Annotated in this window: 9 protein-coding genes and 1 pseudogene; 4 read left to right on the plus strand and 6 right to left on the minus strand. The window is 38.7% G+C overall.

What is annotated here, in order from left to right; all coding sequences use genetic code 11:
* Positions 1 to 135 precede the first annotated feature (135 nt).
* The 4 genes and pseudogenes from F6K23_RS27860 to F6K23_RS27870 all read right to left on the minus strand — a co-directional run bounded on the left by F6K23_RS27860 (position 136) and on the right by F6K23_RS27870 (position 7,374).
* Complete coding sequence (locus F6K23_RS27860; RefSeq protein WP_293161823.1) at positions 136 to 3,102, minus strand: pentapeptide repeat-containing protein; 2,967 nt, start codon at positions 3,100 to 3,102, stop codon at positions 136 to 138.
* A 253-nt stretch (positions 3,103 to 3,355) separates the two neighbouring features.
* Positions 3,356 to 4,504 (minus strand): selenide, water dikinase SelD, encoded by a 1,149-nt coding sequence (gene selD, locus F6K23_RS42955; RefSeq protein ID WP_375340792.1) that lies wholly within the window; start codon positions 4,502 to 4,504, stop codon positions 3,356 to 3,358.
* Positions 4,484 to 5,803: pseudogene (locus tag F6K23_RS42960) on the minus strand (FAD-dependent oxidoreductase); the annotation flags it as partial. The gene selD and the pseudogene F6K23_RS42960, both read right to left, overlap by 21 nt.
* Before the next feature lie 1,448 nt (positions 5,804 to 7,251).
* Positions 7,252 to 7,374, minus strand: a complete 123-nt coding sequence (locus F6K23_RS27870) for a hypothetical protein (RefSeq protein WP_293070896.1) — start codon at positions 7,372 to 7,374, stop codon at positions 7,252 to 7,254.
* A gap of 18 nt (positions 7,375 to 7,392) precedes the next feature.
* Between F6K23_RS27870 and F6K23_RS27875 the strand changes: the two genes are divergently transcribed.
* The 4 genes from F6K23_RS27875 to gatC all read left to right on the plus strand — a co-directional run bounded on the left by F6K23_RS27875 (position 7,393) and on the right by gatC (position 10,422).
* Entirely contained in the window at positions 7,393 to 8,010 is a 618-nt protein-coding gene (locus tag F6K23_RS27875; protein ID WP_293161827.1) for a DNA-3-methyladenine glycosylase, read from the plus strand.
* A gap of 575 nt (positions 8,011 to 8,585) precedes the next feature.
* A complete protein-coding gene (locus F6K23_RS27880) occupies positions 8,586 to 9,146 on the plus strand; it encodes a nuclease-related domain-containing protein (RefSeq protein WP_293161838.1) in 561 nt (186 codons plus the stop codon).
* A gap of 418 nt (positions 9,147 to 9,564) precedes the next feature.
* Entirely contained in the window at positions 9,565 to 10,086 is a 522-nt protein-coding gene (locus tag F6K23_RS27885; RefSeq protein WP_293161829.1) for a photosystem I assembly protein Ycf3, read from the plus strand.
* Between the two features lie 42 nt (positions 10,087 to 10,128).
* The gene (gatC, locus tag F6K23_RS27890; RefSeq protein ID WP_293161831.1) at positions 10,129 to 10,422 is read left to right on the plus strand and encodes an Asp-tRNA(Asn)/Glu-tRNA(Gln) amidotransferase subunit GatC; all 294 of its coding nucleotides are present in this window, start codon (positions 10,129 to 10,131) and stop codon (positions 10,420 to 10,422) included.
* A gap of 142 nt (positions 10,423 to 10,564) precedes the next feature.
* On the opposite strand, the gene F6K23_RS27895 is transcribed toward gatC, so the two are convergent.
* Both F6K23_RS27895 and F6K23_RS27900 read right to left on the minus strand, forming a co-directional pair.
* Positions 10,565 to 10,888, minus strand: coding sequence for a hypothetical protein (locus F6K23_RS27895; RefSeq protein WP_293161833.1), 324 nt, complete (start codon positions 10,886 to 10,888; stop codon positions 10,565 to 10,567).
* Between the two features lie 350 nt (positions 10,889 to 11,238).
* Entirely contained in the window at positions 11,239 to 12,243 is a 1,005-nt protein-coding gene (locus F6K23_RS27900) for a glycoside hydrolase family 10 protein (RefSeq protein ID WP_293161835.1), read from the minus strand.
* Positions 12,244 to 12,567 lie beyond the last annotated feature (324 nt).

The following is a 12,567-nucleotide window of genomic DNA, read 5'->3' on the forward strand; positions in this document are numbered from 1 at the left end:
CGACACAACTAAAATGGTGCGTTAGATTCAATTCAAAAGTCAAAAGTCAAAAGTCAAAAGTAAGAATTTTCAAGTTAAAAGCTAATACACACCTAAAACTGTGTCAGTCTACTACAAAATTTACTACTTTAAAATTTACTGTTGTTGTTGACTTGCTGCTTTCGACTGAGCAACTGCTGCGGCAAATTCTGGATTTTGTTGTAGGTCTTCTGGAACTCCTCTTGCTTCATGTAAACCGATAGTATTTGACCAGTTAGTTTCATTATCCCATTTGATATTGCTGAGGTTGGCACCACTGAGGGTGGCATCTCTGAGGGTGGCATCTCTGAGGTTGGCACCAATGAGGTTGGCATCTCTGAGGTTGGCATCTCTGAGGTTGGCATCTCTGAGGTTGGCATCTCTGAGGTTGGCATCTCTGAGGTCGGCACCAATGAGGTAGGCACCACTGAGGTTGGCACCAATGAGGTAGGCATCAATGAGGTTGGCAACACTGAGGTTGGCACTACTGAGGTCGGCATCACTGAGGTCGGCATCACTGAGGTCGGCATCTCTGAGGTTGGCACCACTGAGGTCGGCATCACTGAGGTTGGCATCTCTGAGGTTGGAATCTCTGAGGTTGGCACCACTGAGGTCGGCATCTCTGAGAAACTTACCTACTATTTCTACAAAATTGTTAATCCCAAAACATTGACTATAACCAATAATCCTCAATAATTTTGTTTCCTCAAAATCTTCACTACCATATTGACCACAAGGATGAAAATGCAGCTGCTCCCGCAACTCCTCCTGAGACCTCCCATAACGATGCAACTTAAACAACAAAATCATCACATTCAACCCCGTATAAATATCCACCCGACGTTGCCCAGACTCAATACCCCACTGCCACAACTGCCTCGTCTTTTTCTGAGGTAAAACTTCCTCCCTCTCCTCAATAAACTCCCCTTCACACCAGTCTAGATAAAAACCATGTAACCGCTCAAACAACACCACCAACTCAACATGATTTTTCACCAACAACGCCATCAAATATTCCACAACCTCCACCGTCAAACTGCTATAACCAAACAGATCGTAAACCCGCCACTCAAATTCCTCATCAGACACCACATAAGTCTTACGTCGCTTCCCAGTTTTCTCCGTCAAATCTTCCAGACCTTCCACCATCCGTTTTGCACAGAGAAACTCACCAAAACTCTTGTGGAAAAACTCCACCGAATTTTCTGCCTTTGCTGCCGACTTCAAATAAAACGCAGCTAAAGCATTTTTCAATCCATCCTCTCGCTTATTTTGCCGAGCATTCTCAATTAAATCCTGCAACTCCTTATATCCCTGTTTCAGCAGTCGGTCTTCAATCATTTTTATTGCAGCATATTTCCCTCCAGACTGCACTACACATAACCCTGCTTCTGCCAATAAAATTTCTAAATCTTCCGGGCCCAACTTCGTAATTTCCGGATTAAGATTTTTACCCTCTTCTACTCGCTGTTTTTCCAGTACCCACTCCAACGCTTGCTCATAGACTGAGACTTTCGCCCCACCAACATCAGCATTAGCAAACATCTCTACCTGTAACTGCTTATCCCGGTGCATTGCAGCGAGCAAATACAACAACAGTGGTTCCCGTGCCAACTCCTTAACCTGCTTCGGACATTCTTGACTCCGCAAAAACTCCCGAAACTTTTCTGTTTCCTCTTGCGCAACAATAGTCTGCCACTTCTCAAACCACCGTTTCTGAATTTCGTCATCCATGGGCAAAATACTTACCCGCTCTAAATTAGGAGGCATCAACCTTTCAATTCCATAAAGTGCTAAAGGTCTTCCAGTAATTAAAACCCGATGACTGCGCTCGTTATTTTCTGCTGCCTGTTTCTGAAACTGTGCCACTTGGTCTAAAAACACCTTCAACTCATTACTTGCACCGCGCTCCAACAACAACTCATCAAACCCATCCAGCAAAAACAGAAACCGAGTATTGTGGTCTGTCAACCAACCACTATCGCTAGTAACAAAATCTCTACCCACTGCATTAGCTAGAGTCTCATCAATATTTGCAGCAAAATTTCTTATATCCCGTAACCGAATTAAAATCGGCGTATATATAGGATGTAATTCCTGACGTACCCAGTCAGCAAACATTCGGCAAAATACACTTTTTCCTCTTCCCGGCCCTGCTTGAATAAATAACACCTGTTTATCTTTCTTTTCATCCAACAAAATTGTTTTGGCCCACTCCTCAATATTCTGGGGTGTTGCTGTTTGTTCAACCTTCCCATCGGAGTTAACAGGTTTAACTTCTAGTGGTACATAAATTTGTCGAAAAGTAAAATTTTCATCAAATACTTTTTCCTGTGGTTTAGTAGCGATCGCCTCCTTCAAATAATTATCAATACTGCCATAAACCTCCAAATCTTGCTGCCATCCATACCCATAAATTCCAGCTAATTTCTTAGCATTGTCTTTCACCTGTACCACTGCTTCTTTCATATAACGGTGGGTACTGCGAGAAACTCTTTCGGCAACAATTTTAGCTTGATTTTCAGCTAAACCAGATTCTTTAAAACGTTCAATCAAAATTTCATCAAACTTTTCCCTCCAAGGTGAATCATAGAAACTAACCAAAATTTTCCAAGGTCCTTTGTCATTAAAATTAATTTCTTCATCCAAATTTTGAATCCGTTTTTGTACCGCATCCGATGCCTCAGTTTCTGTCAGTTTTTCCGATATTTCAGGATGGTATATTAAAAATCTTCGTAAACTTTCTAAATAAGCAACCTGAGCCACCAATTGTACTTCATCTTCTAAAGTAGGCTCCTGACGAGTTTTTTCAATAATAAAAGTAATAATTCCAGTTGCAATAGGCAAAAAAGGTAAACCAGCCCCAGCAACTTTTCCAAGGGGAGAATTTAGTACATCCAAAACTGAATCAATATTCTCAATAAAAGGTTTTAATTCTTTAGCATCCTTATTTTCTTGTAGAGCTTTTGCTATTTCCAAAACAGCCTTACCAGACTCAACTCCACCTTTAACAGTTTCTGATAAATTCAATTCTATTTCTGTGTTGAGAACTCGCCAAATATTCCGCCAGAGTTTACTTGCCATAGTTAATATCTCCTCCTTTAATTTTTGCCCAATATATTTGTATATCTACAGTTTGATTTCTGTAAATTCCCGATGTTATATCATGTCCGGATGATTAGGTATAATTAAAGCTTGTAGTAGGGCTTCAGCCCGAAATTTAGATAGATAGGGCTAAAGCCCAACTACAAGCAAAAACTTTTTTATCACTGATTATTCGGAAATAGATAACCCTGTAGGGACGTTGCATGCAACTTTATGGTTTACTCAGCGGTACTTAAATCCCCCTTACAAAAATAACTTCTGTACGGGCGATTCGCGAATCGCCTCTACTGACTTCTGACTTCGTTAACACTCTACCAATAATTCTACTTTCAGAATATTCCTGCTGCAGGGCCTGTAAACAAGCACTCGCTGACTCCCCAGGTAAAGCAGCAAGTAACCCCCCAGAAGTCTGTGGGTCAAACAACAATGGATAAAGAACATGAGTACTTACCTGCTCCGAATTTTGAATAGATGCAGATATCCGCAGATTTTCCGGATATAGCGAACTAAAAATACCTTGCTGCAAAATTTCTGCCACTCCTGGCAACACAGAAATCGCCTCCATTTCCAACTCCACAGCAACTTGAGAAGCTTTCACCATTTCCAGCAAATGTCCTACTAATCCAAATCCCGTCACATCCGTACAAGCAGTCGCACCATATTCTAATAACAGTTTGGCAGCATTCTGATTTGAAATCAACATTGATTCAATTGCACTTTCAATCCAACGTCCCTTTGCCCGCAAACGCATATCCGCAGCAAATAACACTCCCGTCCCCAACGCTTTCGTCAATATCAGCACATCTCCCGACTGCATCCCACTGTTGTACAATAGTTTCTCCGAAAATGCTAAACCATTGCAGGTGAGACCAAAAGCTAATTCTGCTCCCTCAGTTGTATGACCCCCCATCAAAACAGCACCTGCTTGATTAAGAATTTCCGTTGCTCCCAATAACAGTTGATATAAATCATTCTCTTGTTGAGTAGATGAAGCATAAGGAATAGTAGCGATCGCTAAAGCACTTTGAGGTGTTGCTCCCATGGCAAATAAATCGCTCAAACAATGATTAGTCGCTATCTTTCCCAATAAATAAGGGTCATCTACCAATGCCGGAAAATAATCAATTGTCTGCACCATTACCTTATCTGTTGGCACCCTAACTACTGCAGCATCATCAGGGGTATTTATACCAATCAAAATATCATCCCTCTGTGTTTGCTGTTGAATATGGTGCAGCACCTTCTCCAAAACCTTACTTCCTACTTTTGCTCCACAACCAGCACAGTGCATAATTTCGGAATCTTTCCTCTTTCTACTCTTCCCTTTCCCAGAGGAGGGATAACTTCTACCTTCCATCTTCAGGTTAGTAAACTTATCCATAAATTTGCGGTCAATGTGGTCTTTCCAACGCCAAAGTAAAGACTCAGGACCAAATCCCATTTTGCCACGAGAAGCGATCGCTCTTTGGTCTCCAGTACCAATCAAAATCAGGAATTTTTTCTGAGGTATAAATGACTTTAGAGGTTTTTTCTGGAGAGCGCGTTGTAAATTTTCCAATAACGGTTTTCCTTGTCGTACTGCAAAAACACCAGCTTTTGGTCGTGAATGGTTAACCATTGTTGCCACATCTCCCGCAGCAAAAACTTGTGGATGAGAAATTGATTGTAGTTTGTCATTGACTAAAATAAAACCACTGGCGTCTGTTGCTAACCCCGCTGTTTGTAACCAAGGTGCAGCAGATGCTTGAGTTACCCAAAACAGGATATCGCATTCTATTTGTAATCCCGAATTACAGTGAATAATTTTGGGTACAAAGTCTGGAATTTTCTCATCATTCATCCGTGTATCCGTGGCAAGAACACTGTCTTGCCCATCCTTGTCTTGGGTTTTCCTCTCATCCATCCGTGTATCCGTGGCAAAATCACTGTCTTGCCCATCAGTTGCAAGAACACTGTCTTGCCCATCCTTACTTTTCACCCCAATAACATTTTCTTCTAAATGCAATACCACACCACGACTTTTCAGAATTTTCTCAACTTGCTTTCCCACCCAACGATGGCGTCCGGGTAATAGTCTTGTCGTGCGATGAAACAGATGCAACTCCAGGTTATTAGTCGGTTTTCTAGCATTCTGATAAATGTTGTGGAGATGACTTTGCACCGAAAATGCTAACTCCACACCCCCGACACCACCTCCAACTATTCCGATACAGATTTTTTGTTCTGGTGACTGAGCAACTGTTGTGGTTATCTGATGCCAATAGGTGAGAAATTTTGATATGGGTTTGACAGGAATAGTATATTCTCTTGCTCCCGGAACAGTTAAACTAGCGGGAGTACTGCCAATATCAATAGATAGTACATCAAAAGTTACAGGTGGACGGTTAGCACAAATTACCTGATTTTTCTCCAGGTCTAAACCAATAGCGCGGTCTACAAATATTCTAGCTCCGGCAAATTTTGCTAAGGGACGCAGGTCAATATGACATTGATCAAAGGTATATAAACCTGCCACATATCCAGGTAGCATCCCAGAATAGGGAGTATGATATACATCTGTAATTAGAGTTAATCTTACTCCTGGTATAGGGTTCATCGCAAAATTTTTAATAGCGATCGCGTGGCTATGACCGCCGCCTATTAATACTAGGTCTGTTTCTGTTGGTGTGGATAATTTCATTATGAATTTAGAATTTATAATTTATAATTTAGAATTACCTCTTCTTATAAATTTTTCGGTAAGAGGGAAGAAGGAAGAATTCAAGAATTTAGAATTTAAAATTTAGAATTTAGAATTACCTCTCCTTGAAAACGGATAGGATTGACGAACAGGAAAATTTTTATTTTTTATCCCCTTAAAAGGGGAGGCTTTAAACCACAATATTTTGGTAATAAACAAATCAGAACTAAAAGCAAAACAATCGAAATAGGTAAATTATAGGGTTGGAGCGGTTATTTTTAGGTATAATTTTAAGCCTTTTTTTTGTAGCATTATTTTTTCATGCTTGGTATAATGGAAATTTAAAAAAGCAGATAAAAATGATAAAAATAGTGAGTTAAAATTAAGCTTAGATCGAGCATAAAATCCAAGATTATTCCTTGAAGAAAATATCTGAAAAGTTTTTTGATACTGAATTTTGCTCCCCTATCCCCCCAACTTTATTTTGCCCCCCTAGCCCCCCAACTTTGGGGGGAATAAGAGTCAATTTGCTGGCTCTAGTCCCCCAATTTTGGGGGATGCGCGGGGGCATCGACTATAAAACCCAAGATTATTCCTTTAAGAAAATATCTGATAAGAAGATATCTGAAAAGTTTTTTGATACTGAACTTTGCCCCCCGAGCAAGCCAACTTTGGGGGGAATAAGAGTCAATTTGTGCTTCTAAAAGTCCCCCAAAATTGGGGGATTTAGGGGGCTTAGATGTAGCAAATGGGACTTCTCAGACAACCTCTAAATTGAAAAATCAAATATCAGTAGTAAAACTGATTTTCTATATCATAATTATGAAGCATTAAATCTTCATAAGTGGAGAATTTAGTAAGCATTCAGCAGTAAGCTATCAGCTATCAGCTTCTGAGACATATCTATGTTTATTGCCACAAAATTGTATAGGCTTGTCACTAAAGTTTGCTGTTCTTGCATTTCAATTATCTAATAGTATAAGTTAAAATAATCCTGACTTCATTTATTAAAAAGTACAGACTCGCTGAACGCTGACTGCTAATAGCTGAATGCTTACAGAATTTATTTTAACTTCCAATCGAATAGATAATAAAAAATAGGAATTAGAGTTGGTAAAAAATAGAAATTCTTGGACAGACTACTATTCTGCCCAAGAAATACAATACAAAAATTAAAACATTCTATCGCTACCGCGATCGCCTACTTAGGGCTTGCGCTCATAAAGCGAAAAGTCAGGACAGCTAAGGTAATGAAGCTTTTTATATTCAGTTTATCTCCTAGTTATTGGCTCTTATTTGTCTCAAAATACTGAAATTCAAGAAAATTTCTTCACATAAAATGGCCGAAACCGTTGCCTGTTCCTCCACAAATCGACCCGTCTCCGAGTCTCCGCGTCTCCGCGTCCCCGTGTCCTACTCAAGCAACCAATTTTTTCAGAAAGCCCTACTTAGTGGGCACAACCATTACCATGATAGTCATCAGTATCATAAAATCCATTCTTAGTGCCAAAGAATAGACAACCAATACTAAACAACACAGTTAATCCAATTAAAATTAATTTGATATCCATAATGACAAGCTCCTTTATATGAATTTAACTCAAACAAATGAAATTATAGACAATACTTGGCTAGAACGCCCATCTCCCGAAGTTGCCCCAGATTTAGTAGGCTGTACTTTAGTGCGACAGATGTCCAATGACAAAATTATCCGTAGCACCATCGTAGAAACGGAAGCTTATGCACCAGGAGACCCTGCTTGTCACGCTTATCGCAGTCGTACCCCACGAAATGCTGTGATGTTTGGCCCTCCAGGAATGAGCTACGTTTATTTCATTTACGGAATGTACCACTGTTTAAATATTGTGACAGATGCAGATGGGGTTCCTAGTGTTGTCTTAATTAGAGCTTTACAATTGGAGTCTGTGCCAGATTGGTTATGGGAATATATCCCAAAACAAAAATCAAAACCTAAAATTTCTCGTCTTGCTGCTGGCCCAGGTAAGCTTTGTCGTTTACTTGATATTGACCTTAGTTTGAATGGTTCACCTCTGGGAGTGGGAGGACCTATGTGGTTGGAACATCCCACGAGGCAATTTCAGAAAGATTTGCAAATAGTACAAACAACTCGTATTGGCATTACGAAAGGGACTGAGTTACCGTGGCGGTGGTATTTGGCAAATTGTGATGCTGTGTCTAAAACTTAATTAGGAGTCAGGAGTCAGGAGACAGAAGACAGGAGACAGGAGACAACCCACCCCTCGCCCCTCCCCCTCCCAGGAGGGGAGAAATGGCTCGGGAGGGAGGAGGTAGGATTCAATAATTAATAATTAATAATTAATAATTAATAATTAATAATTACCTCCACAGTGAAAACGGAATGGGCTGAATAATTATGAAAAATTTTTCTTGTTTCTCCACAGCGAGTGAGAGGATTTTTACCTTAATTATTCGGATTTGAATTGTCAATTTGGGATTTTTCTGCCCAACTATGAGCCTAAAATACTAACTTTTTGAGCGTTTTATACGTGATACCAGGCATTTTTTTCGAGTCCAAAAAGGCACTTGTTTTTATATGTCAATGCTTTTAGATTTAATCAGCAAGCCCTAAATAAAAAATATGAGAATTTTAAAACAATCTCCATCACTACAACAAGCTTTTCAAGCAAAAATTCAGGAAAAATTTTCTGAAAATAGACAAGAAGTGAAACAAGATTTAGGGGGTGGTTTATTTGGATAAATTGGCGCTGTTTTTTTTCAGTTTAAACAATTTAGAAACCAAATAAAAGGCAACTTAGGCGAGACTTTTTTATCATTATTACTCATGTCACTACCTGACAATTGGGTAATGTTTAAAAATGCTTTAATTCCCACAAAATCTAGAAACCTTACAGAAATTGACCTTTTAATTATTGGGAATGCAGGTGCTTTTTTAGTAGAAGTAAAAACCTGGAAAGGTTCATTTTCTGCTAATCAAGATAAATGGAAAAGACGAGAAGGAGCAAAGTGGGTTCCCTTAGAAAATAGCCCTACTTCTCAAAGTATATATCACAAAAAAATGTTTGAAAATTTGATTATTCCTCAAGTTTCTGGTTTCCCTGAAAATTTTATATTTGCTCCTGTTGTTTTTCCTGTAGCAAAATGGATTGGCACAACTAATTGTTCTGTGCCTGTATTACACGGTTTTCAAGAACTAACACAGATGTTACAGCAAGACCCTAAATGTTTAACAAATGAACAAGTTTTAATAATTAGTAAATTAGTTGAGAATTGCGATATTTCAGATATCCCTAAACCTTCTGCAAAACCAAAGCCTATTTTACGAAAACCTTCTGAAAAATAATTCATAATCATACCAATTTGAAAAAAGAATGTTACAAATAATTTGGGTAATTAAAATACTTTATAGGAGATGGATCTTGGACTAAAAAGATAAATTCATACCTAAAAACTGCTATTAAAGTTATTCATTCTGACTCTTGACTTCTGACTCCTGACTCCTAAGAAATATCCTAACTATTTGTAGCAAAATTTATCAATTTGGTATAAGAAAAACTGCTGCAAATTCTTCTACTCTACTACAGAATAAAAAGAACAGTTCACTTATTCCTCTACTCCCTTACTCAAGAAAATGTAGCAAACACTTATCACGCTTGGTATAATATTTTTTGCCGATAATTTTTGTGAACAAAGTATATGCAACTGACACAGAATTGCTCTACTCTATATTATGTACTCAATAATTAATATAGAGTTGTAATATGCCCAGAACTCAACGAAATGATAACTTCATTGACAAATCATTTACGGTCATGGCAGATTTGATTTTGAAGCTGCTACCAACAAATAATCAAGCTAAAGAGGCTTTTGCTTATTATCGTGATGGAATGTCGGCACAGGGTGATGGTGAATATGCTGAAGCATTAGACAATTATTATGAAGCTTTGAATTTAGAAAATGACCCTTATGACCGGAGTTATATTCTTTATAATATAGGTTTAATTCATGCTAGTAATGGCGAACATGATAAAGCATTAGAATACTATCACGAGGCTTTAGAAAATAATCCGAGAATGCCTCAAGCTTTAAATAATATTGCTGTAATTCTTCACTACAGAGGAGAACAGGCAAAAGAAAAAGGTTTATCAGAAGAAGCAAATGGTTGGTTTGATAAAGCAGCGGAATATTGGCAACAGGCAATAAGTTTAGCTCCTAATAATTATATTGAAGCTCAAAACTGGTTGAAAGTTACTGGGCGATCGACTAAAGATGTATTTTTCTAAAAATAGTTAATTTTAGAGTTTTGAAAAGAGGAAAAATTACTAATGATTGACAGCGAACAAGTCCGTAAAGTTGCACATTTAGCTAGATTAAAACTTAACCCAGAAGAAGAGGAAAAATTTACGACTCAGTTAAGTAGTATTTTGGATTATTTTGAGCAGTTGAGTGAATTAGATACAGAGAAAGTACCTCCTACTACTAGGGCAATTGATGTTAGTAATATCACTCGTGATGATGATTTGGAAAAGTTTCCCAATAGAGAAGAAATTCTCTCCTGCGCTCCAGAGCAAGATGGAGACTTTTTTAGAGTTCCTAAAATTATGAGTGAAGAGTCATAATTCAACGATCAGGGCAATATATTTATAGTTGCCCTGTTATACTTTTTCACTGAGTTCAAAAGTCAGAAAAATTTTCTTCTCCAAAGTATTCAGTAAGTTTCTCCTTTTCTTTTAGCTGATTCTCGGTTTTATAGGCATTAACTTATTCTATAGAGCCATCGTAATTATCTTCTAGGCTATCTGAAGAAAAGTCAGAAAAATTTTCCAAAAGTTCGCAATCTCTGACTTCAAAATCTGTATAATTTATAAATCCAATTGGGTATTCCCAAACATTCCATTCGACTTCGACTTCAAACTCTTCTTGTTCGCTATAGAAGCTAAACCTTGCACAGTAACATAACTCCGGGCCCATTTGCCTTTCCTCAGCCTCAACTATTTCCCACTCCAAGTCATCAGGGTACGCCTGAAATACTTCACCTGTTTCTGGAATTTTTAGTCTAGCGATTCCCGCACATTTAATAGTCATATTTTTTCCCAAATTACTTCTCCCTATTGTATCCAAACTTTACTGCACTTGCTTTGAAGAAGGAGACAGGAGACAGGAGACAGGAGAGAAATTACATGGGGATAGTCAACGAAGGGCCGCTCCGCGTCTACGCTCCCCCAAGTAATGCGTGAACACTCCCGTTGACGGTGGGGTATTAAACCCATAAAGAAAATGATAAATATTGTCCGTTGAATAGACCATAATAATTTGAATAAGTCACACAAAGCATTCTGCCCAAGTCCGGTTTGGGTAAAAATGGTCAGGAGCAAGGTGCGTTAATTTAAGGCGATCGCTAGTTTTCTGTTCAAAACCAAATACTATTACTCCTCCTAAAAAAACTGTGCGAAACGACGTAACACCAAATATTCCCAACTAAAAATCGAATACCCATAGCCTTGTTGCTTAACTGCTTCAACCTGTTTTTCTACTGTATTAAGCGAGAAAGGAACAACATTCCAGACTGCTGAGAGACCAACTCCAACTGGCACATAATAAGAAGCAGTATAAATACCAGAATTTGATAAACTTGCTATTACCGCTTCTGGTGTTGGACGATAAACCTGCAACACTATTTCATCTACTATCCCTTGTTCCACCCACCACAACCAATCTTGATTATATTTCGATACAGCAAAGTTGTAAGGGTTAGGGGAAACACTAACCACCATTTGGGGATTTTTGGCTTTAATATGACTATAGACTTTTTGGGTGAAACTGGTTAACGCCTGACGTCGAGCGCTACTACCAAAAGCTTTAGGAACACTCCAATGATCGTCTAATTGAATACCTGCTAAATCTTTAATTTTGAGGATATCATCTATGTGACCTAAGATATATTCTTGAACTTCTGGATCAGCTGGATCTAGCCAGACATTTCCATCCTCTACAGTTTCGCCTTCTGCTGTTTTGAGCAACCAATCTGGATGCTCCTGAACAATAGCATTTCCAGGATTAAGCATCATACCATATTCAAACCAAGCATAAGGTTTTAATCCTTGACGCCGAGATTCTTGGGCCGCCGCTTTGAGAGGATTAGTCAAAGGAGGACGTAATAGAAAGTGAGTATAACTGCGAGAAGTCGGGTAAAGAGTTCCTTTTAAGCCATAAACACTGAAGTAAATGCGATCGTATCCTGAGAGAGAAAGCTGATGTAAGATTTCATCTAAGAATGTGGTGTGATGTAGAAATGCTGTTGCAACATTGGTCAACCAAATACCCTGCATCTTTTCTTTGACTACAGGAGAACGAGAAGGTGCATGATGAGTTGCCACCACCAATAAACAAACTACTATGGCAATGGTTAACCATTTGAGGTTTTTGATGATTTTTCCCATTAGACATCCCCAGAAACTAAGTTTTACTCTTCTAAAAATTACACAGGTTTGAGATTAATTTTCGGAGAACTCTATTTTGAAGTTAAATTTTTGGGGTTGCACATTATGGAATGATATCAAATCCGTTTAATTCGGCACGTACAAAATGTTCCATCTTCAACCATTACCAAATATTTCTCGATACCCCCATCCCCCCATCTCCCCATCCCCCCATCCCCCCATCCCCCCATCCCCCCATCTCCCCATCTCCCCATCTCCCCATCTCCCCATCTAATTACACCGATGCTACCGGATTTGATATGATATTGCCGATTAGTTTATACC

This window comes from Okeania sp. SIO2C9 (assembly GCF_010672455.1).
Lineage (GTDB): Bacteria > Cyanobacteriota > Cyanobacteriia > Cyanobacteriales > Microcoleaceae > Okeania.